This is a genomic window from Acinetobacter sp. GG23, from assembly GCF_057766365.1.
Genome location: NZ_JBYMDJ010000005.1, coordinates 97,942 through 124,692 on the forward strand (window position 1 = coordinate 97,942; position 26,751 = coordinate 124,692).

Below are 26,751 nucleotides of genomic sequence, written 5' to 3' on the forward strand. Positions count from 1 at the left end.
TTTAGTTCTGAAATTATCTTAAATTTTAATATTAAAAAGTTTCTATCGGGGTAAATCAGCATTCAGATCAAACAGGCAGATAATGATGTTTGCATAGTGGATGAGAAAACAATACGGATGTAGGAAAGGATTTCCATGTATAACTTATCTTCAAAACGTACTGCTCAAAAAGCAGTGCTATTTTCATTTTTTAGTATTGCAGGGTTGAATGCAGCGCATGCCAATTTTTTCGAGGACAGTCAAAAGTCTGTTTACCTCAGAAATTTTTATGTTGAACGTGACTTTGAAGGAACAAATCAGGATTTAGGCAGCTGGTCTCAAGGTATCAGTGGCCGCTTTGAATCCGGCTATAGCGATACGCCACTTCAGTTTGGTTTAGACCTAGGGTTTCAATATGCGGTGAGATTGAATGATCATAATGAAGAGCGTTTAGATACAGTCTTTAAGTATGATCAGGCCGAAAATCGTCAGGAACGGGATTATTTAAAACTGGGCGCGACCTTAAAGTTGAAATACCAGAATACTGAACTCAAAGTCGGTGAATTATTGCCTAAAACGCCTGTGCTATTTATTGATGATTCCCGTCAGTTGGTCACCACCTTTGCAGGTGCAATGCTGGAAAGTAAAGAAATTAAAAATTTAAAAGTCTCTGCAGGACGCTTTACGCATATTAATGCTCGTGACGACGATGAATTTAGAAAAATGAGTCTGGGCGGTAATAAAGATCCGAATAAAGAAAGTGACGGAATGAATTTTATTGGGCTAGATTATAATTTCACGCCAAAAGTGTCAGGATCGTATTGGTTTGGCCAGCTGGAAGATATTTACAAGCAGCACTATGTGAATGCCGCTTATTCAGAGCAGATCAATACGACCAAACTAAAAGTGGATGCCCGCTATTTTAACTATACAGAAGATGGCGATGCTTATTTCGGCAGTATTGATGCGCAGTCCGCAGGATTGCAGGCGACAGTTCAAAATGGGGGCAACTCATTAACTGCCGGTATACAAAAAAATATGGGAGACGATGCGATTCCTTTATTGGCGGGTTATGTACCGCAAGCTTATTTGCAAACTTGGTCAACCTTGGCATTTTATAAACCGAAAGAGTTGACATGGCATGCGCTATACAGCTATGACTTTAAAAATGCGGGTGTGCCAGGTCTGAAATTAGGCCTGCGCTATTTAAACGGCAGTGAAATATACCGCCCAGGCTTTAAAGACAACAAGGAAACTGAAAAGAACGTGATTGTAAATTACACCATTCCTGAAGGAAAACTAAAAGGTTTAGGTCTGGAATGGAGACACATTCGTGCGGATATTAAATATGGCGCAGGAGATACTCCTGGAACAGATTTTGTAGAAGACCGTATCATTACGAGCTATACCTTTAAATTTTGATTTTATTCAAACGAAAGAAAAATATAAGGAAGTTTTGCTGTAAAAAGTTAAGAGATGATCATCATCTTAAAGCTTTAGCCAAGTGCTTATACCTATGCTTAATGAGAGATTAAATTATCTTCGGCATTTAGACCTCTACTAATATTTTGATAGTTCTATCAAATTTTTGCAGAGGTCTTCTTATAGCTAAATTTAATCTATCATTTGCGGGGGGTAATTTCTTGCTTTTTAATTTCTCATTGCTTTAATCAAACCATTAACTTTAATAGTTAATTTTTTTCTTTAAAACCTGATATCTAATTTAGGTTTTAAGTAAAACGATAGCTAAAAAATGAAATAGGATGTAAAAAATAATCTCGATAAAAGATCAATTTTACTCAATTCGAGATTCTAAATTCTAGCCATAAATTAAATCTCAAACCGATTCTTTCTTCTCTATTCTAATGAATGCAAGGATGTTGAAGATTTTCAGATTGCCAACTACGTGCTTGATGTAGATTCTTCTTTTATTGAGATTTTGATTACATATTTTAAGTTCAGATTTCAGCGTAGAACGGCTTTCACTTTTTTAACGGCAATAGACACCATGCATCATCTTCCTAAGCCTGTATCTATGATCATAAAGGCATCTTAATGTTTTAGGCTCAAATTTCGTTTGCATAACTGAAATGCCCGCATAACAGCTACATAAACTCAGGATTCACTGAGTTTATGTAGTGAATCAATACTTGTACGTTAATCTTTCTATACTCATATCTGCTTATTTTAGTGATTTTAACAGGGCTTCTGCTGTAGCAGCAGAAGACGCCGGGTTTTGTCCCGTAATCAGTAAACCATCTTGCTGTACATAAACCTGCCAATCCTCGCCCTTGGAATATTGTCCACCATTTTCTTTGAGCATGTCTTCGACCAAAAAGGGAACAATTTCGGTCAGGCCTACAGCACTTTCTTCCGTATTGCTAAAGCCTGTGACTGATTTGCCTCTTACAATTGGTTGCTCATCACTGCCTTTCACATGACGTAGTACGCCAGGCGCATGACAGACCAATGCCACAGGTTTATCTGCCTGCAAAGCCTGTTCGATTAAGGAAATCGAGTTCTGGTCTTCGGCTAGATCCCATAACGGGCCATGACCGCCCGGATAAAATACTGCATCAAAATCGGCAATAGAAATTTCACTTAGTTTCTGGGTATTCGCCAACGCTTGCATGGCAGATGCATCCGCTTTGAAACGATGAGTGGTTTCAGTTTGGGCATCTTTTTCATTACTTTTCGGGTCTAACGGCGGCTGCCCCCCTTTAGGAGAGACTAATGTAACTTCTGCACCGGCATCGATAAACGCATAATAAGGCGCAGCCAGCTCTTCCAGCCAGAAGCCGGTTTTCTTACCGGTATTACCAAGCGTGTCATGTGAAGTCAGAACAATCAGTACTTTCATATTATTTTCCTGTATTTTCCTAAAAATTATTGAAGTCATCGGCTGTTAATTTAGCAAGTACACAGCTTGAAAAATGTTCTTATAGGTTTATTTGCTGTATCGATACGTTATGGCTTAAGTTGATTCAACTCAATACAGATTAAATCAAGTTACAAAGAAAAAAGTCATCTAAAGATCAAGAAATGATTTATCTGCCCATTAACACCGCTTGCTGAATATCTGCCTGTTTACGCAAAAAATCCCAGACCAGTTTAATCCGGGGTTCATGTTGTAAATCAACCAAGGTTAGCATCCAGAAAGTGTGTGCAAAATTTACCTGCTCACTGAGTACCTCTTCAAGTTCAGGTTTATCCTGGGTAATAAATCGCGGCAAAATCGCCAGTCCGGCACCCGCACTGACCGCAATTTGCTGGGCCAGAATACTGTTACTGCGAAAACAGGCAGTCAATTGCAGGGGTAAGCGTTCCAGCGAATACAGCGCTGAGCTATAAACCAGATCATCAATATAATCGACAAAACGGTGCTGAGTTAAATCTTCTACCCGTTTAATTGGGGGATTTTGTTGTAAATACTTTTTACTGCCATACAGCTTTAAACAGTAATTCGAGAGACGGGTAATGATATAGGGTCCAGATTTGGGCCGGTCAATCGCGATCACAATATCGGCTTCACGATGTGACAATTTAATGGTTTTCGGAACAGGAATTAAATCAATGGTTAAGGAGGGATAATGCTGAGAAAACTCGGCCAATAACCGCGCTAAAAATGCAGTTCCAAAGCCTTCCGGCGCACCAATCCTTACCCGACCGTGTAAGGGATCATGACGTTTGTCAATCTGGATAAACGACTGTTCCATTTGCTCTACACGCGGTACTAATGCCAAGCCTTCCGATGTCAGCTCATAACCTGTCGCTTCGCGTTTAAACAGTTGCGTACCGAGAGTATTTTCTAGAGCTTGAATCCGCCGTGCCACAGTACTGTGTTCAACACCAATCAAGCGGGCTGCGTTGGTGAGCGTTTTAGCACGCGCCAAAACTAAAAAAAAGCGTAAATGATCCCAATCTACTTTCATTTTTTATTTAACATCCTGTTAAATGCCTGTGCAAATTTGCACAATCATCGTGCACCAATTTCTATTGGTGGTCAAAGTGTTCTTTGTTAGTCTGCAGAAACAGCGTAAAAATAATACGCCGAATAAAGCCAGTAAAGGCAGATACAACGACAATAACAAACCAGCACGGAGCGACCATGAACGCCATTTCTCATCCACAGCAAAGTACCGGATTCACCACCGCAAAACTTCTCATTAATGGTGAATTTGTCGAATCAAAAACCAGCCATTGGCAAGATATTATCAATCCTGCCACTCAGGAAGTCTTGGGTCAGGTACCCTTTGCTACCGCAGAAGAAGTCAATGCCGCGATTGCTGCCGCACAAAATGCCTTTGCCAGCTGGTGCCAGACTCCGATTCAGGCACGTATGCGGATTATGCTGAAACTGCAGGATCTGATTCGTACTAACTTAAAAAGTATTGCCCAAGTATTAACGGCGGAACAGGGCAAAACCCTGGCCGATGCCGAAGGTGATATCCAGCGTGGTTTAGAAGTGGTGGAGCATGCCTGTTCGATCGGTTCACTACAAATGGGTGAGTATATTGAAGGTGTGGCACGCGGTGTCGATACCTATACCTTGCAGCAGCCGCTAGGTGTCTGTGCCGGAATTACCCCGTTTAACTTCCCTGCGATGATTCCACTGTGGATGTTCCCGATGGCGATTGTCTGCGGCAATACTTTTGTCTTAAAACCTTCGGAACAAGATCCGCTATCGACCATGATGCTGGTTGAACTGGCGATTCAGGCAGGCGTACCTGCAGGTGTACTGAATGTGGTGCATGGCGGTAAAGAAGTGGTTGATCTGCTATGTACCCATCGTGATATCAAAGCGATTTCTTTTGTCGGCTCGACCGCGGTCGGTACGCATGTCTATAACCTGGCTGGCCAACATGGTAAGCGTGTACAGTCGATGATGGGCGCCAAAAACCATGTCGTGGTGATGCCGGATGCCAATAAAGAACAGACTTTAAATGCTTTAGTCGGTGCAGCCTTTGGCGCAGCCGGTCAGCGTTGTATGGCACTTTCAGTGGCCGTGATGGTTGGTGAGACCAAGCACTGGGTCGATGAACTGGTCAATAAAACCAAAACCTTAAAGGTCAATGCAGGCCATGAACCGAATACCGATGTCGGACCAGTGATTTCAACCCGTGCCAAAGCCCGCGTGATTGATCTGATTAATAGTGGTGTTGAACAGGGTGCTGAATTACTGCTAGATGGCCGTGATGTACAAGTCCCGGACTATGAAAAAGGCAATTTTGTCGGACCAACGATTTTTAATCAGGTCACGACCGATATGCGCATTTATCAAGAAGAAGTATTTGGTCCAGTACTGGCCATTATGCATGTCGACACTTTAGAACAAGCCATTGCACTGATTAATGCCAATCCATTTGGTAACGGCGTTGGACTCTTTACCCAAAATGGCAATACGGCACGCACCTTCCAGCACCAGATTGATATTGGGCAGGTCGGTATTAACATTCCAATTCCTGTACCTGTGCCTTTCTTCAGCTTTACCGGTTCGCGTGGTTCAAAGCTCGGTGATCTAGGACCTTATGGCAAACAGGCGGTGCAGTTCTATACCCAGACCAAAACCATTACCAGTCGCTGGTTTGAGGATGATCAGGAAACCACAGGTGTGAATACCACGATCAGTCTGCGTTAAGGAGCATCCGCATGAAGATTGCATTTATTGGTTTAGGCAACATGGGCGGCTCCATGGCACAGAACCTGCTCAAGTCGGGCCATCAGGTTTTTGGTTATGACTTGAGTGCAGTGGCTTTAGAGCATTTTGCAGAAGCAGGCGGTATCGTCTGCGACAGTCCACAAGCTGCCGCCAAGCAGGCAGAGGTCGTGGTCAGCATGTTGCCTGCAGCCAAGCATGTACGTGAAGTTTATCTCGGTGAACACGGTATTCTGGAGGTACTTCAGGCGGGCAGTTTGTGTATTGATAGCAGTACCATTGACCCGCAAAGCATTCAGGACATTGCCACAGCAGCGCAGGCTAAACAGATTCGGGTCTGTGATGCACCGGTATCAGGCGGAACTTTGGGCGCCAAAGATGGCACTTTAACCTTTATGGTCGGCGCAGATGCAGCGACCTTTGATGCAGTCAAACCGGTCCTCAGCTGTATGGGTAAAAATCTGGTGCATTGTGGTGCGGTGGGAACAGGACAGGTGGCAAAAATCTGTAATAACCTGATTCTGGGCATTTCCATGACTGCCGTTGCAGAAGGGATGGCACTCGGTGCCAAACTGGGAATCGATCCGCAGGCCTTGGCTGGGGTGATCAATAGTTCCACCGGACGTTGCTGGAGTTCTGAAATTTATAATCCCTGGCCCGATATTTGTGCCAATGCGCCGTCATCGCGGGGTTATACCGACGGTTTTGCCGCACAACTGATGCTCAAGGATTTGGGCCTGGCTGTCGATGCTGCGCAACAGGTGGATCAACCGGTGGTACTCGGCAGCATGGTACAAAAACTCTATCAACAGCTCTGTCAGGAAGGAGATGCCCATCTGGACTTCTCCAGCATCATGCATCAATACACCACACCACCTGCTTAAAACCTAAAATATTCAGATGGAGCAAGGATTCGCTTCAATAATTACACCTTGTCAGTAATAACGATAAATTCAGGCTGAGGTTTAACATGTTAGATTATCAAACAACGGTTCAAGACTTTGATTTAAATACGATTGCAAGCCAGTATCTCTCCGGTTCCATACAGGCAGTGAATGCCTGTTATGAATGTTGTGACCGTCATGCCAATTCCGATGCCATTGCCTTGTACTGGCATGGTAAAGATGGCCGTAAAGAACAATATAGCTTTGCCGAGCTCAAAAAATATTCTAGCCAGTTTGCCAATTTTCTTAAGTCTCAAGGCATTGGTAAAGGTGATCGTGTTTCCGGATTATTACCGCGTACCCCAGAGCTGATCATTACCATTTTGGCAACTTGGCGCATTGGTGCAGTCTATCAACCTTTATTTACGGCCTTTGGTCCCAAAGCCATCGAGCATCGCATTCAGCTGGCGCAAAGCAAGCTGGTGGTGACTGATCTGGCGAATCGGGACAAATTATCCGAGATTAGCAACTGCCCGACGATTGTGACGGTACATGCCGAAACCCAGGCAGAACACTATCCGCACGACCTCAGCTTCTGGACGGTATTAAACCGTCAGGCTGAAGCTTGTGAGCTGGAGATCCTGAATGTTGATGATCCATTTTTATTGATGTTTACCTCGGGCACCACTGGACCAGCGAAACCACTTAAAGTCCCGTTAAAAGCGCTGATTGCTTTTGCAAGCTATATGCAAAATGCCATTGGTCTGACTCCTGAAGATGCTTTCTGGAATATTGCCGATCCCGGCTGGGCCTACGGTTTGTATTACGCGATTACTGGCCCCTTAATGCTTGGACACTCGACCTTATTTTATGAAGGTGGTTTTAATGCGGAAAGTGTCTGCGAAATTGTTAAGGAATATGGCATTACCAATCTGGCTGGTGCACCGACCGCTTACCGCATGATGATGGCAGCTGACCCTGCTCAAATGGCAAAACTGCGCGGTAAATTACGCGTGGTTAGTAGTGCCGGAGAACCATTAAATCCGGAAGTGATCCGCTGGTTTAAAGACGTCCTTGATGCACCTATTTATGACCACTATGGCCAAACTGAAGTCGGGATGGTGGTGTGCAATCATCATGCTCTGGAACATCCGGTCCGTTCAGGTTCGGCAGGCTTTGCCAGCCCGGGTTACCGGATTGCCGTTGTCGATGAACAGGGGCATGAATTAACGGCTGACGTCCCGGGCATCCTGGCGGTCGATATCAGTCAGTCACCGATGATGTGGTTCTCTGGCTATGAAGAAAGCCGTAAATCTCCCTTTGTCGGCCACTACTATTTAACCGGTGATACCGCGGAAATTCATACTGATGGCAGTATGAGTTTTGTCGGACGCAGTGACGATGTCATTACAACGTCAGGCTATCGGGTCGGCCCATTTGATGTAGAAAGTGCCTTGCTGGAACATGATGCCGTGATTGAAGCTGCGGTGATTGGTGTACCTGACCCCGAGCGTACTGAAGTGATTAAAGCCTTTGTGATTCTGGCGAATAATTTTGCAGCTTCGACCCATCTGGAAGAAGAGCTGGGTCAATTTGTGAAAAAGCGTTTGTCTGCACATGCCTATCCGCGCCTGATTGAATTCGTGACCGAATTGCCGAAAACCCCAAGCGGTAAAATTCAACGTTTTTTACTCCGGAATCAGGAAATCAACAAGCAGCAATCCAAAACTGCATAACTCAATAAATTCAACAGATTGAATAAGAAGATTAAATAAAGAGATTGAAGGAAGCATCGATGCAATTAACGGAAGAGCAAAAACTAATTCAGGATATGGCCAAAAGCTTCGCCCAGGAACAGATTAAACCCTTTGCCGGCGAGTGGGATCAAAAAGGTATCTTTCCTAAACAGGCCTTGGCCCAAATGGGAGAGCTGGGTTTTCTCGGCATGCTGATTCCCGAGGAATGGGGCGGCTCGGGCACAGGCACGCTGGCTTATGTTCTGGCCTTAGAAGAAGTCGCCGCGGCCGATGGTGCAACATCCGCGATTATGAGCGTACATAACTCGGTGGGTTGTGTGCCGATTTTCAAGTTCGGCACTGAACAACAAAAGCAGCAATTTTTAAAGCCTTTAGCGCAAGGTGAAATGATTGGTGCCTTTGCTTTAACCGAACCGCATACCGGATCGGATGCTGCCGCGATTAAAACTCGGGCGGTCAAGGACGGCGATCACTACATTCTGAATGGCGCCAAACAGTTCATTACCTCTGGACATAATGCCGGGATGATTATTGTGTTTGCCGTGACTGATCCAGGCGCGGGCAAAAAAGGTATGAGTGCATTTTTAGTGCCGCGCGATACGCTCGGTTATGAAGTGATCCGGGTGGAAGAAAAACTGGGCCTGCATGCTTCGGATACCTGTCAGATTGCCTTAACCGATGTCCGCATTCATGAAAGTTTAAGACTTGGTGCAGAAGGCGAAGGTTTAAAAATTGCCCTAGCCAATCTGGAAGGTGGGCGGATCGGCATTGCCGCACAAGCGGTGGGGCTGGCACGGGCTGCTTTAGAAGAAGCCACCAAATATGCGCATGATCGTGTGGCCTTTGGTAAACCGATTTTTGAACAGCAGGCAATTTCCTTCAGGCTGGCCAGTATGGCGACTGAAATTGAAGCGGCACGACAACTGGTGCATTTTGCAGCACGCAAAAAAGAAGCCGGTGAAGCCTGTTTAACCGAAGCCTCTATGGCCAAGCTCTTTGCTTCGGAAATGGCGGAACGCGTCTGTTCCAAAGCACTGCAGATTTTTGGCGGCTACGGTTATCTCAAAGATTTCCCGATTGAACGGATTTATCGCGATGCGCGTATTTGTCAGATTTATGAAGGCACCAGTGATATTCAGCGCCTGGTGATTGCACGCAGCCTCTAATTTTAAAAGGACTTATTTCATGCAGTGGCAAATGATTTTATTAGAACAACGTAACGGCGTCGGGGTGATTACTTTAAACCGTCCGCAAGCATTAAATGCACTGAATAACCAGCTGATTGTTGAAATGAATCAGGCACTGGATCAGCTGGAAAAAGATCCGGCAATTGGCTGTATTGTGATTACCGGTTCGGAAAAAGCTTTTGCTGCCGGTGCCGATATTAAAGAAATGGCCGATCTGAATTTTCCACAAATCTATCTGGATGATTTTTTCAGTCTGGCCGATCGAATTGCTCAGCGCCGTAAACCTTTAATTGCCGCAGTGAGTGGCTATGCCTTGGGTGGTGGTTGTGAGCTGGCATTGATGTGCGACTTTATTTACTGCGCTGATAATGCAAAATTTGGTCTACCTGAAGTGACCTTAGGCGTGTTACCCGGCATTGGTGGTACCCAGCGTTTAACCTTGGCGATTGGTAAGGCCAAAGCCATGGAAATGTGCCTGACTGCACGGCAGATGGGGGCGCAGGAAGCGGAACAAAATGGTTTGGTGGCTCGGGTATTTGCTAAGGAAGAATTACTGGAGCAAACCCTGCAAGCTGCCGAAAAAATTGCTGAAAAGTCGCTTACTGCCGTGATGATGATTAAAGAATCAATTAATCGGGCCTTTGAAGTGAGCCTGGCTGAAGGCCTGCGCTTTGAACGCCGGGTGTTCCATTCCATTTTTGCAGGTTCCGATCAAAAGGAAGGCATGCTGGCCTTTGTGGAAAAACGCCCAGCCAAATTTACCCATTAATAAGAAATTCATGATAGGAACAAAAAGAATGAGTGATGAAAATAATTTAGCGATTCGGGTCACAGGAGGTCTGGGCATCATCAGCCTGGACCGCACCAGCCATTTAAATGCCTTAACCCTGCCGATGATCCAAGGCATTCAGGCGCAACTCGATCAGTGGCGCCATGAGCCAGAAGTGCAAGCCATCTTGATTAATTCCAACAGTCCCAAGGCGTTCTGTGCTGGAGGAGATATCCGCTATCTGTATGACAGCTATCAGGCCGGCAATACCCAATATCAGGATTTTTTTGCCACTGAATATAAGATGCTGAGCACCTTGCGTAATTTTCCAAAGGCCGTGATCGTGATGATGGATGGCTATGTACTGGGTGGAGGCTTTGGATTGGCTCAGGCCTGTCATATCAAGGTTGCCAGTGAAAAATCACGTTTTGCCATGCCCGAAACTGCGATTGGATTTTTCCCGGATGTTGGAGCGACCTATTTTTTGTCCCGACTGGATGAAGTCGGTGTCTATATGGCATTGACCGGTGAGCAGATCAGCAGCAGTGATGCGCTTCATTTGGATCTGGTCGATTATCATGTCCCAAGTGAACGTTTTGCTGAATTACAGGCTAGCTTAGCTGATGCACCTATTTTAACCAATATTGAAATCAGAAATATTATCAGCACTTTTATCACCGATCCGGCAGAAAGCGAATTACAAAAACGTGCAGACTTGATTAACCAGCATTTTGCTTATCAAAATCTGGATGAAATTGAACACAGTCTGGCGCATGAAAAGGAGGTTGCCAATCAAGCTTGGGCAGACACAACCTTGGCCACCTTGCAACAACGTCCGGTCATGGCGAAACAAACCAGTTTGAAGTTACAGCAGGTGGGGCAAAACCTATCGCTGGAAAAATGCATGCAGCTTGAACGCGACTTACAGGACGTCTGGTTAGAGCAGGGCGATTTTATTGAGGGGGTTCGTGCGCTGATTATTGATAAAGACAAGAACCCACAGTGGCGAACCGAGAATGCAGAATTTGAAAAAACGCTGGAAAAGCTCTGGCCGGTCTGGACTAAGCAACGGATAGATTCGCTTTGTTATAAATAATCGGAATTTATTTTAAATAACGAAGTGGGTCACGGATGACACTGCTCAAAAATACAAGAGGGATATATGCAACCCGTACAACAATCACAGTCTCAAGCCAAAAAGTCTTCCCACCGTTTGGCTGGTATATCCAGTATGGTGGGCACCACCATTGAATGGTACGATTTTTTTATTTATGGTGCAGCTGCCGCACTAATTTTCAATAAACTCTTCTTTCCTAACCTCGATCCCTTGATGGGTGTAATGGCTGCATTTGCGACTTATGCAGTGGGATTTATTGGCCGGCCTTTGGGCGGAATTGTGTTTGGTCATTTTGGAGACAAAATTGGCCGTAAAGCCATGTTATTGACGACTCTAATTATGATGGGTATCCCCACCGTTCTCATTGGTTTATTGCCGACTTATGAAAGTATTGGCTATTGGGCTACGGTCTGTCTGGTCATACTGCGCTTTATACAGGGTATGGCCATGGGAGGAGAATGGGGTGGTGCTGTTTTAATGGCAGTTGAACATGCACCCGAAGGAGGCAAAGGATTTTGGGGCAGTTTACCTCAGGCAAGTGCGGGTGGCGGGCTGATGCTGGCATCGATCGCTCTGGGGCTAGTGTCTATGTTGCCAGAAGCCAGCCTATTTAGTTGGGGGTGGCGAATTCCATTCCTTGCAAGCATTGTACTTTTAGGGGTGGGCTGGTATATACGGGTCAAAGTACCTGAATCCCCAGATTTTGAAAAAGTTAAAGACCAGGCACAAGAAATTAAAGTTCCGGCTTTGCAAGTTTTCAAAAATCATCCTCGAGAGCTTTTAACCATTATTTTTGCACGTGCTGCTGAGAATGCATGGTTCTATATTGCTTCCACCTTTGCACTCGCCTATACCACTACAAAACTGGGGATTCCCCGTCAGGACATTTTATTTGCAACTATTTGCGGTGGTGGCTTGATCATGATTATGACGCCTTTATTTGGGCACCTGTCCGATAAGGTGGGTCAAAGAAACATGTTTATGTTTGGTCTGGTGATACTTTCACTTTATTGCTATCCATTTTTCAGTATGTTGGATACCAAAGATCCACTATTGGTCTGGACTGCAATCGTATTAGGCATTGGTGTGGTTTTCCCGCTGATGTATGCACCACAATCCCAGTTATTCGCCCGACAATTCCCGACCGAAATTCGATATAGCGGCATTTCAATTTCTGTGCAATTTGCTGGAGTCATTGGTGGAGGGTTAGCTCCCCTAATTGCAACTAAGCTTTTAAGTGTAGGTGAGGGCAGTCCTCATTTGATTATCAATTACATTATGGGTATGGCGATCTTTGCGATCTTTTGTACATTTTTTATGAAGAGTGACAAATTGAATCTTCAAGCATCTCAAGTAATGGTAAAAAATCCAACAGAAACAGATTTATCCCGTCCTTAATATCCATAAATAGAATTTAATCAGTTAAATAAACGAACAGTGAAATAAAGCATTATTTTCTGGTCTTGGGAACAGGAGATATTTCCAAGATCAGAATATCTGGATGAGGCCTAATTTAAGATCAGGTGTTTATATTGCATCTTTTGGGATTAGATTTTAAAAAATTTATAGCGCCAGCATTTTTTCAGCACCCCTTATTAAACTGAGCTATTTTTCGCAAAATTCTGAAAATAATTCCAAACAGATTTTCCGGAGCCATTGATTATTTGGATTATTAGGGCAGCGAGCATGCCAATGTTGCTTCACGCTATATCCGGGAAAAGAATAGGGAGAAGCCAAAACTTTAATCTCACCTCGAGCTTCCAGGAATTTACTCAAATAAACTGGAATCGTTGCAATTGCATCGGTGTATAAGAGTAGTCCCTAATAGCCGTGGATGGGGGACTGGCAATCACGGTATATTCCTGTCGAAAAAGGGTTGGCTGATAAAAACCTGCTTCTAATTGAAGCAGAAAACCAATATTAAGATGATTTCCCCCTTCTGCCATTAATGCAGGTGTACTGATCTCAATTGGCACGATGCTGAGACGAATATAGGGTGCATTTTAACGTAGATAACCGACGAGTTTTGGCAATAAAACCAGATGACTGATATCTGTCATAATTTGAATCTAAACTTATCAAGAATCTGTTGCTACATCAGGATAATTTACGTGGTCAGTAAACGTAATTATATCGGGTTTTGAAGCCTTCAATATTTTAGGCATGATTTCCCAAGGTTATGGTATTGGATTGATGAGCCTAACTGAAAATTTGGACAGCAAGATTAAGGCTCAGTAAGAAAAGCTCAGTTAAAAGTAATTATATCGGGCTGGTCTATATAAAATGTCTACTCTTTTACCTTAAAAATATATGATTTATCATCTATTTTTAAGGATTAGATTTTTATAATATGAATTTTAATCTTTAATTAATATTTATAATATACAATAACTTATATATAATTATATATTATAAATAAAATTTATTTTTTAACTGAATCTCATTTTAATAAAGTAAAACTAAATTTCAGAGTTTTTTTTAAAGCATTAAATAATGGTAAATGGAAGGTATTTTAAAAAAAATTATTGAGTAAATTGGCATTTTTGGTAATAGATCATTTACCCTTTAAAGTGTTTAATTCACTTACATAAAAACAATAAATAAACACAAATTTTAACTCCAGTGAAAATTTAGCTTTCTAATTTTTCATTATAAAACAGGCTTATAGAAGCGAATGAGAAATTAGAAAATTAACTTTATACAGGATTTGGGGGCACAATAAGTCCTCTTAGGAATTTAATAGATTACTGAATAAATTACATAATTTTTTAAAAAGCGATTGGTTATGGAGTAGCGGTTGTGTCAAGAAAATATAATAAGTTTTTGTCTGCAGCAGCAGATTTTAACTTAGAAAACTCTCCATATCATTGGATCACTCAAGTACATTCTCAATATAGGCAGAATTTTGATCACGCTTTAAAAAAATATGGTTTAAATAATTCTAGTCGTCGTCTTTTACTGGCTTTAAAATCCAAACCTCACGCCAGTATATCTGATTTATCTGACATAACTATTTGTAAGATGTCCACTACCACAAAAATTATTTACCGTTTAAAAAAGGAAGGGTTGGTTGATACTTATTGTTGTGAAAATGATGGTCGAATTACACGAGTTGTATTAACCGATAAAGGACAACAAATGACGCAAAAAATTAACGATATCAGTCTTATCATTCTAGAAAAATCTTTTGCAGGATTGACACCGCTAAAAATTGAAAAAATGTTAGAAAGCCTGAAACATATTTTCAGAAATTTAGCCGGTTAATAAAAATTTAATTAAAAGTTTTCTTCTTGATTTAATGTTAGAAAGCTATGAATACTTCTTTAATTTAGGAAAACTTTGTTGAAGTATAGAAAATATACAATTATTACTAATCAAACTTTATATTAACTAATGAGGCTATTTTAAATGAATGCTTTAGAAGAACATTTACTACCATTTATGACTAAATCACATCCGCTTAATAGTAATGAAGCACGTAGAAATCAATTGAAAAATGAGTTATTTAATATTAATGCCAATCTAAATAGTTTAGCTAGTAATATTGAAAAATCGATACATAGTTTAGTTTTTATTGATCTTGATAATTTTTTGGCCATCAAAGGTTGGAATTCTAAAATTGACACTGAAAAAAATAAGACTTACAAAAAAAGTAATAACTTTATTAAATTGTCTCCAATAAGTACCTCAGACACTAAAATTTCTTTTTTGGTGGGCCATAACCTAGTTCGAATTCAAGATCATTGTATTGAACTATCTTTTAAAGATGTGGCTCTACAGAGTGCCATTCATACAGCCAAACTAGGTATAGAAGTTAATAATAAATCAGTCAACGAACTTGAGGATTCTTTAAAGAAATCTCATATAATAAAAAGTAAGCTAGAAGAATCAATAATGAAACTGGATTTAAGCCAAATTAACTTAGAAACGTTTAAAGCTAATTTAAATAGCCGTAAAAAACAGCCTAATTTACGTGAAGCAATTGTAAAAATTTTGGAAAGTATTTAATTTTATATATTATTTAAAATTAATATAATCTGGATTATACAAAATTAATTTTGGTAATAAAAAAACCCGGTATTCCGCCCGGGTTTTTCGTATTGGTTCGCTTGGTATAGCTCCTGTCATGCCTTGCAGCTTTGGTACGATCTATTATTTTTGGAACTTCTTCTAAAGTGAACAGAATTGAACTTTCATATTTCTGTAATATCTCTAAATTTATGAACTCTATCCTGTTTAAAGCTGAAATCCTTGCGCTATGAGCAATAAGCAGTTTTTTAAGTGCATTATCGCACAAATTTTACTCATTTAGACTAGTTCTGTTAAGATTAGATTTACAAGAATTAAAATGTTCAAAAGTCTAATAAATTTAATGGTTATATTTATGAATAAACATCTTGCTCTAGAAATTACCCAAAAGTTACGATCCATTTATGCCCATCAAGTCAGAGTGGCAGAGCTATTCTTAAAAATAGGCGAAGTTTCGAATCTTACCCCTCTAATTCTTACAGGAAATAAAACCGTTTTTTCTTTTAAAGAAACAGGGAAATCTCTTACTAAAGTTAAAAATGAAATTTCTGCTGTCAGAAATACCTCGCAAGCAGATGCAGTGTTGATAGAGATCATTTCCGAACTGGTATAGATTTAGGGCCTTGCAGGGACTTTAATTCGTATTTTTGACGCACCTCCCTGTCTGATTTAAAACTAGAGGCAATAAGAAATACCCAGCCTGATCTGCCCCTCAAAAGTTAGACAATAATTAATGAAAAAAACTGAATTTCCTGTGAGAAAATTCAGTTTTTTTACTTGCTAGTGAGGCTCATCCTCGCTATTACTTCTGTTTTTTAAGCTGCTTTGTAAGCTTATTTAACTTGTTTTTGTGTTTTGAAATCTTTTCAAGACGTGCTTTGATCTTCTTTTTCAAGATTTTAACTTGCTTCGACATGATGTCACTCCTTGGTATGAATATCCGCTGACTGGTTTTTTTTGGCACTGTTGCAAATAGGAAATTGAATTGTAGTTTGCTTGGTTAATCAGGTTTAAATTCCAAAAACTCTATTTACTAGCCACACTTCTTCTAGAAAATTACCGTTATAAAATAATGAAGCTTGTCCTTTACGCAAGGCACGCATGACCTCAATACCTTTAATTGTGGCATAAGCCGTTTTCATAGACTTGAATCCCAACGTAGCCTTGATGATCCGTTTGAGCTTGCCATGATCACATTCAATCATGTTATTCTTGTATTTAATCTGTCGATGCTCAAGGTCTTCAGGACACTTTCCTTGCTGTTTTAAGCGCGACAAAGCACGGCCATAGGTAGGAGCCTTGTCAGTGTTTATGACTCTTGGAATCTTCCATTTTTTGAAATGATTCAAACTCTTACCAAGAAAACAATAAGCTTAATAGGTATTTCGTTTAGCAGAAAGATAGAAATCAAGAGTGTGGCCACGTTGGTCAACTGCGCGATACAGAGAAGCCCATCGCCCATTTACTTTTACATAAGTTTCATCAATATGCCATGCGCTCAGATCTGTAGGGTTACGCCAATAACAGCGTAAACATTTTTCCATTTCAGGAGCATAACGCTGAACCCAGCGATAAATTATAGTGTGATCAACATTCACTCCACGTTCAGCGAGCATTTCCTGAAGTTCACGATAACTTATGTCATATTTACAATACCAACGGACGGCCCAAAGAATGATTTCACCCTGAAAATGACGACCATGGAAAGCATTTATCTGCTGATCCTTTAGCTAAAAGATAATCTAGCTTAACATTAGTCGTTATTTGCAACAGGGCCCTGCAAGTTCATTGAAAGTTGCAAAATGAAGAATTAATAATCTTGTAGAAATTTATAAGGTATACAATGTAATATGCTATAGAGCAAATTTAGTGGGTAAATGTAGTGGATTCAAAAAATTATAATTTGGAAGACCAAATTGGTTACTTACTTCGGAAAGCCTATCAAAGACATTTGTCTATATTTCAACATCATATAGGAGATTCTCAGCTTACTGCGGTTCAGTTTTCCGTATTGTATACGGTTAATCTATTTGAAAAATGTTCACAAAAAGAATTGGTAGAACATACTGCAATTGATCAGGCTACCATTCGAGGTATTGTGGAAAGGCTGATTAAAAGAAATTTATTGAGTCAATATCAAGATCAACAAGATAAGCGTAAGGTCAAGATTAGCATGACTGATGAAGGGCGAAAAGTTTTAGCAGATAGGTTGGAGAATGCCAGAAGTATTTCCGAAAAAACGCTTGAGCCTTTAAATCCAGCAGAAGCCTTAGCTTTATTACATACTTTGAAAAAAATTACTTAATGAAAAAGAACTCTTTTTAATTTATTTTCTAAACCATTTTTTTGGTTTTTATCGTCTAATTTTTAAGATGAATGAAACAATCAATTTACGTAAATGACTTAAGTTATTTTGTTGGTTTGAATTTGTTATTTAAATTAATGATAAAAATCAATTTTTTCTAACTTTAAAATTAAATTTTCAAAATATCATCTCTTATGCCAATTTAAACAATCGTGGTTTTAAGCCTGCCGTATTGCTTAAATTTTGTTTGTGTAAAAAATGATCAGTAATTTAATTTATATTTATTTGAATGATCCTCTATTTTTAATCCAATTTATGTAAGCCTCTCAATCATTTTATTCTGTGTTGATTTTTTAGGTTGTAGTGTAGGAACTATAACCTGGAATTTTTTCTCATCAAAAATTCGCTCTTTTATAATCCTATCTTCACTTTATGTGTAAAAGAAAAGTGATGCACTTTTTAAATTGTTTTATAGGTACAGCAAAAACAAATTGAATAAAAAGCAATCGATTTTCAATAAGATAAAAATATTATATTTTCTGATAAAACAATTTCTTCTTTTTAAGAAAATGAACTATATAAGTGTATAAACTTAAAAAAATATAAATTCAAAGTATTTTCTATACTTGAAAATGAACGATTTTTTTAAATTAAGATATTGAAAAATATTAATTAATAAATTTATTAAATATTTTTAATATAACATTTGTTTTTTTATAATTAAGTGTGTACCTTATAGTTTGAGTGGTTAATATTGATTCAAAACTGCAACGTAGCCGTGAGGCTTAGAACAAAGAAGAGTAAAGAACTGCATAGGAAAGCTGGGGTAATTAAGAAGAAAATCCTAGTTCAAAATTTCCAGTTTTAATTGCTCAGTGAGGTAAAGCTGAAATTGGCATTTGCAAATATAGATCAGGCAAGAAATTTGGGCTTAACCCAGTCCTGAATTGAATGAGGGGCGGCCTTGTTGCTTGAATCAAATGGTTATTTTAGTGGGGAAAATATTTTTAGAAAAATTGGATGGATTCTTATTTTTTAAAAATAAGTTATTAATTCAATTTAAATTTATTTCACAAGGAACTATGTTTTTTAACATTTAAAAGTGAGAAATTTATGAAATTAAGTGGAATTTTTATTTTGCTTGGAAGCACGCTGATGATACCTGCTTCTGGTATTGCAAGCACTTGGAATGACAATTCAATCTCGGTTCGTTATGGAACAAAGTTTTCTGAAGCCGGTGTTGGTAAGGATATTACCAAAACCATTTTTAATTTCACGCATGCCAGTGGAGATAAATATGGAACGAACTTTTTTACAGTTGATAATTTGATTTCAGATAAAAAAGATTTAGCGGCAAATAGTGATGATGCTGCTCAAGAAATTTATGGCTTTTATCAAAGAACGTTCCTACTTTCATCAATCCCTCAGCTGAAATCTGAGGATAATACCTTAAATTCGTTGGCTGTTTTTGGTCGTGTCGATTATGGTTCAAAAAATACCACTTTTGCCTCTAGACCTAGAAAATATTATCTAGGTTTGACTATGCCCGTACCTATAAAAACTGGGTTCTGGAATGTAGGTATTGCAGCTTATAAAGAGAATAATCATAACGGTATTATAGGGAAAAAAGTTGAATTTGATACCACTTGGGCAGTTTTGAGTGCATGGAATGTACCGTATGGCCCTGGGAGTTTTGGCGGATTTATTAATATGATCGGTCCAAAAGGAAATGATGGATTTGGTAATAAAACAAAAACTGAAACGCTATTCCGGGTGAGCTACTTATTTGATATTGGGGATACCAATATCAAAATAGGGCCTGCTTATGAATATTGGCGAAATATGTACGGAAATGATGAACAGCTAGATGCAACTCATGGGTCAAAAGGAAATGTACCAATGCTGATTTCGCAATTTAAATTCTAATAAATTAAGGTAAGCATATGACTATTAATAGAAATAATTTAAAATTAAAGTATGATGTCGAGTCCGATGAAGGGACGGACCTAAAAAATCGCATTGCATTGGATGAGACTCCCGAAATGGAGCATGATGATTATGCACGATCTCGAGTGCCTGATCACGCCAAGCGTGGAGCGGGCGCTATTCTAAGTGTGTTAGTGGGTTTTGTAACGGCTTTCTTCTTTGTTTTAGTCGGAGGGCTGTTTTTAAATAAAAGTGGGGCTTTATCGACTTGGATTGCTTTGGCGATTTCTTTTACTTTACTGACTGTTTTAAATTTAATTGTTGCACGGGTAGCATCAAGAGAAGGCTTAACCGCTGAATTAATTACCCGTAGTTGCGGTTTTGGCTCTGTCGGTTCTGTATTTACCACTTTAATTTATGCAGGCACATTTGTTATTTATGCCGGTGCAGAAGGACAGATCCTGGCTCGTTCTATTGATCAAATTTGGGACTTACCCAATCAGGTTTGGTATATCGTTGTAGCGACTATGTTTGTGCCGATGGCTTGGAATGGGATTAGCTCAATGACTAAAATTTTGACTTGGACCGTGCCGGTTTATGTCATTTTACTGATTTGGGCCATTATTTCAGGTTATCAACACAATGGTGGGATGCCAGCAGGAATGTTCTCTGCGATGCCTGAAGGTGCAGTGGGTGGTGTAATAGGGGTCATTGTTGTACTCTCGGCTTTGGCTGGAACCATTGGAATTAACCCATTTGAAGCCTCTGACTATAATCGTTTTGTCCGTTCCAGTGAGTTTAAGCGCAAAGCATTTATCAGTGTCGTTTTACCCTATGCTTTATTGTTTTTTGGTGCAATTCCGTTAGGTATTTATTTTTCTTTAATTACCAAAAGTATCGATCCATCTATTTATTTCATCGGCTTAATTGGGTTAATTCCGGGGGTTGCATTGGCATGGGTTTCTCAAATTCGCGTCAACTTGACCAATATTCATGTCAGCTCGGTGGCCTATGCTTCAGGTTCGGAGGCCTTAGGAGCCAAGATTTTAGGCCGTAGATTTTGGATTGTTGCCGTTACAATGATGACCATTACTTTAATGTGGCTTGATGTTCTAGGAAATCTTTACACATTCTTAGAATGGACCGGTATTTTCTTACTTTCATGGTTGGCCTGCGTAGTTGCTGATATTGTGATTGTGCGTGGATTACTCAAAATTGTGACTGGGCCGTTAGAGTTTCGTACAGATAAAATCCGTCGTATTAATCCGGTAGGCGTGTGTGCGTTGCTCACTGGAACAGTAACGGCTTCCTTGATCTGGGTTCTCAATGATAATCCTGTAATCAGTGGGATGTCCGCTTATGTTGGCTTTGTTGTAGCATTTGTAGTTCATGTTACTCTGGCCTATATTACAAAGGGACGGACTTATTTTATTGATCAAGATGACAAACGATTGCTCATCAATAAAGTAAAAGCATAAATATGGAGAGTTAAATATGCATAATACAATGATTGCCCCTGAAATACGTGCTAGATACACCAAGTTGAAAGGTGGTCGGGAGTTTGCTTTTAATGAAATTAATCCGAGCAAAACAGCACATTTGATTGTGGATATGCAAAATGGTTTTATGTTGGAAGGAACTTTGCTGGAAGTGCCAACAGCACGAAGTGTGGTTAAAAATATTAATGCCATTACTCATGCACTAAGAGAAAATGGCGGGCTAAATATTTTTTTAAGATTTACCACCACCACTGCAAGTGAATGGTCGGTTTACTTTGAAAATTTTCAAGCTGAAAATTTTTCTAAAGCACAAGTTGAAGCATTTTCTAAAGACAGTCACCTGCATAACTTGTACGCAGAACTGGATATTCAAGCGCACGATCTAATCGTTGATAAAACAAGATTTAGTCCTTTTACCCAAGGGTCTTCGAATGCATTAGAGATTCTTAAAGAAAAAGGTATAGATACTGTTTTAATATCTGGAACTTTAACGAATTGTTGTTGTGAGGCCACTGCACGTGATGCACAACAGTTGGGTTTTCGAGTTATTTTTATCTGCGATGCAAATGCGGCGCTGAGTGATTATGAACATAATACTTCTATTAATTCACTTGCAGCATTATTTGCGGATATAAGAACCACTCAGCAAACAGTAGGCTTGATTTTTGGAGAAAAAGCCGCTTAGTTGATTTTAATCTTTATAGCCTAGTGTAAAAAAAGACTCAGTATAAAAATATTGAGTCTTTTTTTGATTGTTTAGCTGCCTGTTTTGATCCATATTTTTACTTTAAATAAGACTCTATAGATAAATCCTGATTTCATCCTTGTTTATGAGCAATCCAGATGAATCAAACCACTATTCCGCTTCAACTTAAATTTATCTGCAAGAAACCGTTTTTCACGCTGGAATCTTACAAAATATCTTCATCAAATTTGCTTTTGAGGAGTTCTCTCTTTCCAGTTTAAATTCTCGAATTGAAGAGTGATTGCTTATTTAGGCTTGCATCACAATCGGAAAGTGAGGATCTATTCAAAAAATAGGTTGTTGCTAAGGTTGGCACCGCTTTAGCCTGTTTAACAGCGTTTAATATAAATGGAAAATCGAGTGCTTCGACACCCAAATAAAATTATTTATAAGTGTCTACACTTTTATTATATTTTTTATATTTCTTATAATAATTAAAATTTTATTTAAATCAATATTTTGAGAATTAAATAAGGCATTTTGAATAAAAATAATTAAAGTGTATAGACTTTAATTTTAAAATATCGTATATCTATATACAGCTAAGTGAGGCGCTATAAAACAAGGAATGGAAAATGAATGAATCAAAAAAAATTGCGATTATTGGTGCAGGTTTAGGCGGTGCAGCAGCAGGCCGACTATTGCAACGTGCAGGCTTCGATGTTGATGTTTATGAGCAAGCTCCAGAGTTTTCACGTATTGGAGCAGGGATCCATGTAGGGCCAAATATTGTTAAAATTTTCAGAGAAATGGGCTTGGAACAAGCATTGGAAGATCTCGGTTGTGATCCAGATGCCTGGACCAGTCGTGATGGCAGTACCGGTGAAATTATTGCGCAAGCCAATGTCCGGGGTTATGGCGCAACTTACATTACTGTGCATCGTGGGGATATGCATGCACTGCAAGTTTCAAGCCTGGACCAAAGCAAGCTGCATTATGGGAAAAAATTAGAGAGTGCTGTTCAACATAACGACCGAGTTGAATTAACATTCGCTGATGGAACAGCTGCAACGGTTGACATTGTCATTGGGGCTGATGGCATTAACTCAAAAATTCGTGAGTTATTGTTAGGTGAAGAAGCACCTTTATATAGTGGTTGGGTAGGGCATCGCGCGCTCATTAAAGGTGACAAGCTTAAGAAACTACAAGCTGAATATGATTTAGATGATTGTGTGAAATGGTGGCATCAAGATCGTCACATGATGGCGTATTACACTACTAAAGAACGGGATGAATATTATTATGTAACGGGTGTGCCGCATCCCCCATTAGATACACAAGGACGTTCTTTTTTAGAAAGTAGTCATGAAGCGATGTATGAAGCTTTTCAAGGATTCCATCCTTGTATTCAAGCGATGATTGAAGCCAGTGAAAATATTACTATTTGGCCGCTGAATAACCGTAATCCATTACCGGTATGGAGTGAAGGTCGTTTTGTTCTACTGGGTGATGCATGTCATCCGATGAAACCGCATATGGCGCAAGGTGCAGGCATGGCGATTGAAGATGCTGCAATGTTGACACGTTGCCTGTTGCAGACCGGTTTGGATGATTATACGACAGCTTTTAAATTGTATGAATTAAATCGTAAAGACCGTGCCACTCAAGTGCAGGCAGTTTCGAATGCCAATACCTTCTTGAAACAACCTGAAGATCCATCTTGGGTATATGCCTATGATGCTTTAACGACACCAATTGTTCAATTGGCTGGAGAAGTCGCATGAATGCAGCTTTCCTGTATGGGCAAAACGTAAATGTGAATGGAGTTCGAATTCATTATTTACGTTATGGCGGTAAGGGGCATCCGCTTATCTTAATCCCAGGTATTACCAGTCCAGCCATTACATGGGAATTTGTAGCTGAACGTTTGGCTCAGCATTTTGATACCTATGTCTTGGATGTGCGTGGTCGCGGTCTTTCATCGTCAGGACCTGAACACGATTACGGAACAGATGTATGCGCGCAGGATATTGTGAGCTTTGTACAGCAACTTGGTCTTACAGAATACTCAGTGATGGGACACTCTATGGGCGCGCGTTTTGCAATTCGCGCCAATGCGCTTTCGAGTCAAGGTCTTAAGCAATTATTCCTGATAGACCCTCCAGTATCTGGACCCAAGAGACGTGCTTATCCAAGCAAATTACCTTGGTATGTTGATTCAATTCAACAAGCTATTCAGGGAATGAGCAGTGAAGACATGAAAGTGTTTTGTCCGACTTGGTCAGAAGAACAATTACAACTTCGTGCTGAATGGTTGCATACCTGTTATTTACCTGCAATTACACAAGCATTTGATGAGTTTCATAGTTATGACATTCATCAGTATATTCCGCACATTCAAGTGCCCACACTTTTAATGGTGGCAGGCAAAGGTGGAGTAATTTTGCTTGAAGATGAACAGGAAATTCAGCAGTTAAATCAAAATATTGACGTTAAACATGTACCTCAGGCAGGCCATATGATCCCGTGGGATGACTTTGAAGGCTTCTTTACTGTTTTGGGCGAGTATTTAGGTCAAAAATTCAATTAAGGAAAAGGATTATGGATAAAGTTTATAAAATTGGTCAGATTGTTCCAAGTTCAAATACAACCATGGAAACCGAAATTCCAGCGATGCTTCAGGCACGTCAATTAATTCGCCCTGAACGATTTACGTTTCACTCTAGTCGTATGAGAATGAAACATGTCAAAAAAGAAGAACTGGCTGCAATGGATACGCAGTCTGATCGCTGTGCTTTAGAGTTGTCAGATGCGCGTGTGGATGTATTGGGTTATGCCTGTTTGGTGGCGATTATGTCAATGGGCTTGGGGTATCACCGTGAGTCCGAAAAACGTTTAACGCAAGTCACTGTAGATAATGATGCTGCGGCACAAGTCGTGACCAGTGCTGGCGCGCTTGTTGATGCGTTAAAAGTCATGGGTGCAAAAAAAGTCACTGTGGTGACACCTTATATGAAACCACTGACTGAGCTTGTCGTGGATTATATTCGTAACGAAGGTTTTGAAGTGATTGATTATATTGCTTTAGAAATTGCCGATAATATTCAAGTTGCAGCACACGATCCAGCGAATTTGCCTGACATTGTCAGTAAGTTAAATTATCAAGATGCAGATGTGGTGGTGTTGTCGGCTTGTGTACAAATGCGATCGTTGCCTGCTGTTCCTAAAGTAGAAGCCTTGACAGGAAAGCCTGTGATTTCAGCTTCGATTGCAACTACTTATAGCATGTTAAAAGCACTTGACTTAGAGCCAATTGTGCCGGGCGCAGGTGCATTACTGTCTGGCGCGTATTAAGCTGATTGAGAAGGTGGAACGAATGTCACAGGAATCATCTGCTGTAGATAATTATAAAGGGGTGTGGGGTAATCGCATTGGCTTTGGAAAAAAGCCTGCATTAATTCTGATTGATTTTATGAAAGGCTATATCACCGAAGGGCAGCCTTTATATGCACCAGATGTTATTGATGCTGTGAATAACACCACTGAAATTTTGGAGCTAGCACGTCAACATGATGTTTTGGTGATTCATACCAACATTCGCTATCATTTAGCCGATCAAAAAGATGGTGGAATGTGGGTACGAAAATCTCCAGTGATGCGTGCCATGGTGGAGGGCAATCCTGCTGCTGAGTTTTGTGATGAAGTGAAGCCCTTAGCCACAGAGCTAGTGCTAACCAAGAACTATGCCAGTGCATTTTTTGGTACAACTTTAGCGTCTATTTTAGCGGCTGAACAAGTGGATACCGTGGTGTTGGTGGGTTGTTCAACCAGTGGTTGTATTCGGGCATCGGCGGTGGATGCTGTACAACATGGTTTTAGAACAATTGTGATTCGTGAATGTGTAGGCGATCGTCATCAGGCACCTCACGAAGCCAATTTATTTGATATTGATAGTAAATATGGTGATGTGGTGTTGAAGCAAGAATTTATTGACTATATATTAAATAACTAAGCTTATTTTGAGTTCGTCACATGACATTGAGCGTGTGACTGACTCGAGATAGATCTATTTATGATGATGGGGGAGGTTGTATGATGGCTACAAAACAAATGATTTCAGCACTTGTTAAGTCGCGCCAATCTATACGTGCTTTTACCAATCAGGCTATTTCGCAACATGAACTTCAAGAGATGTTGCAGCTTGCCTCACGCTCACCCTCTGGAACAAATATTCAACCTTGGAAAGTTTATGTGGTACAGGGGAATAAAAAAATTGAAATCCAGAACGCTGTTAAACAGGCAGTGATAGCAGTTAGTGAAAATCCTGAACAGAAAGGCTGGTACGAAGCTGCTTTTCAATATTATCCTAAACAATGGTTCGAACCCTATTTATCGCGGCGCCGTGCCAATGGCTGGGGATTGTATAATTTACTTGATATTCAAAAACATGAAAAACAAAAAATGCAGGCGCATTTGTTGAGAAATTTTGAATTTTTTGGCGCCCCTGTGGGGATTTTTTTTACGGCTCATGAAAACTTGCATGCCAGTGCAAAAATGGCAATTGCTATGTTTATGCAAACTTTTATGCTTGTGGCAAAAGGTTATGGTTTTGACAGTTGTCCACAAGCGGCTTGGAATGATTATCATAAAGTGATTTTACCGCTTTTGGGGGCGGAACCAGATGAACAATTAATTTGTGGTATGGCACTCGGTTATGCTGATCCTCAGCATATTATTAATGAATATTATACGCCGCGTATTCCTGTACAAGATTTTGCCGTGTTTCTAGATTAAAAGAAATTTTTAAGACTAGGTTAGACACGTGGCCGCGGAGCAAATAGGATATTTGCTACTTGAAAGCTACTCTGAAATAGATCAGTTTTGATTTTCATTGAGATATTTAAATAAAAAGAATCACTTTGCAGAAATAAATTATTGTTTTGCTATATCTAAAAACT

General features: G+C 40.1%; 22 protein-coding genes and 2 pseudogenes. 20 read left to right on the forward strand and 4 right to left on the reverse strand.

From position 1 onward, the window contains the following. Window positions 1-135 precede the first annotated feature (135 nt). Window positions 136-1,401: an OprD family outer membrane porin gene (locus AC3CAU_RS10005; RefSeq protein WP_131217969.1), complete on the forward strand. Its 1,266-nt coding sequence runs from the start codon at window positions 136-138 to the stop codon at window positions 1,399-1,401. Between the two features lie 760 nt (window positions 1,402-2,161). On the opposite strand, the gene AC3CAU_RS10010 is transcribed toward AC3CAU_RS10005, so the two are convergent. Then, window positions 2,162-2,839: a type 1 glutamine amidotransferase domain-containing protein gene (locus tag AC3CAU_RS10010; RefSeq protein ID WP_131217970.1), complete on the reverse strand. Its 678-nt coding sequence runs from the start codon at window positions 2,837-2,839 to the stop codon at window positions 2,162-2,164. A gap of 187 nt (window positions 2,840-3,026) precedes the next feature. Continuing rightward, window positions 3,027-3,911 (reverse strand): LysR family transcriptional regulator, encoded by an 885-nt coding sequence (locus AC3CAU_RS10015; RefSeq protein WP_131217971.1) that lies wholly within the window; start codon window positions 3,909-3,911, stop codon window positions 3,027-3,029. 176 nt (window positions 3,912-4,087) lie between these two features. Between AC3CAU_RS10015 and AC3CAU_RS10020 the strand changes: the two genes are divergently transcribed. From AC3CAU_RS10020 to AC3CAU_RS10050, 7 genes are all read left to right on the forward strand, one after another. Further along, window positions 4,088-5,617, forward strand: a complete 1,530-nt coding sequence (locus tag AC3CAU_RS10020) for a CoA-acylating methylmalonate-semialdehyde dehydrogenase (RefSeq protein ID WP_131217972.1) — start codon at window positions 4,088-4,090, stop codon at window positions 5,615-5,617. 11 nt (window positions 5,618-5,628) lie between these two features. Next, window positions 5,629-6,519: a 3-hydroxyisobutyrate dehydrogenase gene (gene mmsB / locus AC3CAU_RS10025; RefSeq protein ID WP_131217973.1), complete on the forward strand. Its 891-nt coding sequence runs from the start codon at window positions 5,629-5,631 to the stop codon at window positions 6,517-6,519. A gap of 86 nt (window positions 6,520-6,605) precedes the next feature. Beyond that, window positions 6,606-8,255 (forward strand): AMP-binding protein, encoded by a 1,650-nt coding sequence (locus AC3CAU_RS10030; protein ID WP_447054464.1) that lies wholly within the window; start codon window positions 6,606-6,608, stop codon window positions 8,253-8,255. A gap of 59 nt (window positions 8,256-8,314) precedes the next feature. Next, entirely contained in the window at window positions 8,315-9,442 is a 1,128-nt protein-coding gene (locus tag AC3CAU_RS10035; protein WP_131217975.1) for an acyl-CoA dehydrogenase family protein, read from the forward strand. Window positions 9,443-9,461: 19 nt separating this feature from the next. Next, on the forward strand, window positions 9,462-10,232 hold the full coding sequence (locus tag AC3CAU_RS10040; RefSeq protein WP_131217976.1) for an enoyl-CoA hydratase: 771 nt from the start codon (window positions 9,462-9,464) through the stop codon (window positions 10,230-10,232). Window positions 10,233-10,260: 28 nt separating this feature from the next. Beyond that, entirely contained in the window at window positions 10,261-11,328 is a 1,068-nt protein-coding gene (locus AC3CAU_RS10045; RefSeq protein ID WP_447054465.1) for an enoyl-CoA hydratase/isomerase family protein, read from the forward strand. Window positions 11,329-11,394: 66 nt separating this feature from the next. Further along, complete coding sequence (locus AC3CAU_RS10050) at window positions 11,395-12,747, forward strand: MFS transporter (RefSeq protein ID WP_131217978.1); 1,353 nt, start codon at window positions 11,395-11,397, stop codon at window positions 12,745-12,747. A gap of 207 nt (window positions 12,748-12,954) precedes the next feature. Here the strand turns inward: AC3CAU_RS10050 and AC3CAU_RS10055 are convergent. Then, window positions 12,955-13,409: pseudogene (locus AC3CAU_RS10055) on the reverse strand (type 2 periplasmic-binding domain-containing protein); the annotation flags it as partial. Window positions 13,410-14,148: 739 nt separating this feature from the next. Between AC3CAU_RS10055 and AC3CAU_RS10060 the strand changes: the two are divergent. The 3 genes from AC3CAU_RS10060 (at window position 14,149) to AC3CAU_RS10070 (ending at window position 15,991) form a co-directional block, all read left to right on the forward strand. Next, window positions 14,149-14,613, forward strand: coding sequence for a MarR family winged helix-turn-helix transcriptional regulator (locus AC3CAU_RS10060; RefSeq protein WP_447054466.1), 465 nt, complete (start codon window positions 14,149-14,151; stop codon window positions 14,611-14,613). 144 nt (window positions 14,614-14,757) lie between these two features. Then, window positions 14,758-15,357, forward strand: a complete 600-nt coding sequence (locus tag AC3CAU_RS10065; RefSeq protein ID WP_447054467.1) for a hypothetical protein — start codon at window positions 14,758-14,760, stop codon at window positions 15,355-15,357. 376 nt (window positions 15,358-15,733) lie between these two features. After that, a complete protein-coding gene (locus tag AC3CAU_RS10070) occupies window positions 15,734-15,991 on the forward strand; it encodes a hypothetical protein (RefSeq protein WP_424621583.1) in 258 nt (85 codons plus the stop codon). 397 nt (window positions 15,992-16,388) lie between these two features. On the opposite strand, the pseudogene AC3CAU_RS10075 reads toward AC3CAU_RS10070, so the two are convergent. Further along, window positions 16,389-17,093, reverse strand: a pseudogene (locus AC3CAU_RS10075) (IS6 family transposase). Window positions 17,094-17,260: 167 nt separating this feature from the next. On the opposite strand from AC3CAU_RS10075, the gene AC3CAU_RS10080 reads away from it, so the two are divergent. From AC3CAU_RS10080 to AC3CAU_RS10120, 9 genes are all read left to right on the forward strand, one after another. Beyond that, window positions 17,261-17,683 (forward strand): MarR family winged helix-turn-helix transcriptional regulator, encoded by a 423-nt coding sequence (locus AC3CAU_RS10080; RefSeq protein WP_131218594.1) that lies wholly within the window; start codon window positions 17,261-17,263, stop codon window positions 17,681-17,683. A gap of 1,113 nt (window positions 17,684-18,796) precedes the next feature. Further along, complete coding sequence (locus AC3CAU_RS10085) at window positions 18,797-19,609, forward strand: hypothetical protein (RefSeq protein WP_131218440.1); 813 nt, start codon at window positions 18,797-18,799, stop codon at window positions 19,607-19,609. A gap of 17 nt (window positions 19,610-19,626) precedes the next feature. Continuing rightward, window positions 19,627-21,087, forward strand: a complete 1,461-nt coding sequence (locus AC3CAU_RS10090; protein WP_131218438.1) for a purine-cytosine permease family protein — start codon at window positions 19,627-19,629, stop codon at window positions 21,085-21,087. Window positions 21,088-21,103: 16 nt separating this feature from the next. Then, window positions 21,104-21,793: a cysteine hydrolase family protein gene (locus AC3CAU_RS10095; RefSeq protein WP_131218436.1), complete on the forward strand. Its 690-nt coding sequence runs from the start codon at window positions 21,104-21,106 to the stop codon at window positions 21,791-21,793. Between the two features lie 635 nt (window positions 21,794-22,428). Continuing rightward, a complete protein-coding gene (locus AC3CAU_RS10100) occupies window positions 22,429-23,577 on the forward strand; it encodes an FAD-dependent oxidoreductase (RefSeq protein WP_131218434.1) in 1,149 nt (382 codons plus the stop codon). Further along, complete coding sequence (locus AC3CAU_RS10105) at window positions 23,574-24,383, forward strand: alpha/beta fold hydrolase (protein WP_131218432.1); 810 nt, start codon at window positions 23,574-23,576, stop codon at window positions 24,381-24,383. Before AC3CAU_RS10100 ends, AC3CAU_RS10105 begins: the two co-directional genes overlap by 4 nt. Window positions 24,384-24,394: 11 nt before the next feature. Continuing rightward, on the forward strand, window positions 24,395-25,147 hold the full coding sequence (locus tag AC3CAU_RS10110; protein WP_131218430.1) for a maleate cis-trans isomerase family protein: 753 nt from the start codon (window positions 24,395-24,397) through the stop codon (window positions 25,145-25,147). 22 nt (window positions 25,148-25,169) lie between these two features. Beyond that, entirely contained in the window at window positions 25,170-25,805 is a 636-nt protein-coding gene (locus AC3CAU_RS10115; RefSeq protein ID WP_131218428.1) for an N-carbamoylsarcosine amidohydrolase, read from the forward strand. An 83-nt stretch (window positions 25,806-25,888) separates the two neighbouring features. Beyond that, a complete protein-coding gene (locus AC3CAU_RS10120; protein ID WP_205755869.1) occupies window positions 25,889-26,587 on the forward strand; it encodes a nitroreductase in 699 nt (232 codons plus the stop codon). Window positions 26,588-26,751 lie beyond the last annotated feature (164 nt).

Excerpts from the sequence above, each read along its gene's own strand:
- AC3CAU_RS10030 (WP_447054464.1), top strand. The coding sequence starts at position 6,606 with ATGTTAGATTATCAAACAACGGTTCAAGACTTTGATTTAAATACGATT.
- AC3CAU_RS10045 (WP_447054465.1), top strand. The coding sequence starts at position 10,261 with ATGAGTGATGAAAATAATTTAGCGATTCGGGTCACAGGAGGTCTGGGC.
- mmsB (WP_131217973.1), top strand. The coding sequence starts at position 5,629 with ATGAAGATTGCATTTATTGGTTTAGGCAACATGGGCGGCTCCATGGCA.
- AC3CAU_RS10010 (WP_131217970.1), bottom strand. The coding sequence starts at position 2,839 with ATGAAAGTACTGATTGTTCTGACTTCACATGACACGCTTGGTAATACC.
- AC3CAU_RS10110 (WP_131218430.1), top strand. The coding sequence starts at position 24,395 with ATGGATAAAGTTTATAAAATTGGTCAGATTGTTCCAAGTTCAAATACA.
- AC3CAU_RS10015 (WP_131217971.1), bottom strand. The coding sequence starts at position 3,911 with ATGAAAGTAGATTGGGATCATTTACGCTTTTTTTTAGTTTTGGCGCGT.
- AC3CAU_RS10020 (WP_131217972.1), top strand. The coding sequence starts at position 4,088 with ATGAACGCCATTTCTCATCCACAGCAAAGTACCGGATTCACCACCGCA.
- AC3CAU_RS10120 (WP_205755869.1), top strand. The coding sequence starts at position 25,889 with ATGGCTACAAAACAAATGATTTCAGCACTTGTTAAGTCGCGCCAATCT.
- AC3CAU_RS10105 (WP_131218432.1), top strand. The coding sequence starts at position 23,574 with ATGAATGCAGCTTTCCTGTATGGGCAAAACGTAAATGTGAATGGAGTT.
- AC3CAU_RS10040 (WP_131217976.1), top strand. The coding sequence starts at position 9,462 with ATGCAGTGGCAAATGATTTTATTAGAACAACGTAACGGCGTCGGGGTG.
- AC3CAU_RS10005 (WP_131217969.1), top strand. The coding sequence starts at position 136 with ATGTATAACTTATCTTCAAAACGTACTGCTCAAAAAGCAGTGCTATTT.
- AC3CAU_RS10085 (WP_131218440.1), top strand. The coding sequence starts at position 18,797 with ATGAAATTAAGTGGAATTTTTATTTTGCTTGGAAGCACGCTGATGATA.
- AC3CAU_RS10070 (WP_424621583.1), top strand. The coding sequence starts at position 15,734 with ATGAATAAACATCTTGCTCTAGAAATTACCCAAAAGTTACGATCCATT.
- AC3CAU_RS10115 (WP_131218428.1), top strand. The coding sequence starts at position 25,170 with ATGTCACAGGAATCATCTGCTGTAGATAATTATAAAGGGGTGTGGGGT.
- AC3CAU_RS10065 (WP_447054467.1), top strand. The coding sequence starts at position 14,758 with ATGAATGCTTTAGAAGAACATTTACTACCATTTATGACTAAATCACAT.
- AC3CAU_RS10095 (WP_131218436.1), top strand. The coding sequence starts at position 21,104 with ATGCATAATACAATGATTGCCCCTGAAATACGTGCTAGATACACCAAG.
- AC3CAU_RS10050 (WP_131217978.1), top strand. The coding sequence starts at position 11,395 with ATGCAACCCGTACAACAATCACAGTCTCAAGCCAAAAAGTCTTCCCAC.
- AC3CAU_RS10035 (WP_131217975.1), top strand. The coding sequence starts at position 8,315 with ATGCAATTAACGGAAGAGCAAAAACTAATTCAGGATATGGCCAAAAGC.
- AC3CAU_RS10100 (WP_131218434.1), top strand. The coding sequence starts at position 22,429 with ATGAATGAATCAAAAAAAATTGCGATTATTGGTGCAGGTTTAGGCGGT.
- AC3CAU_RS10090 (WP_131218438.1), top strand. The coding sequence starts at position 19,627 with ATGACTATTAATAGAAATAATTTAAAATTAAAGTATGATGTCGAGTCC.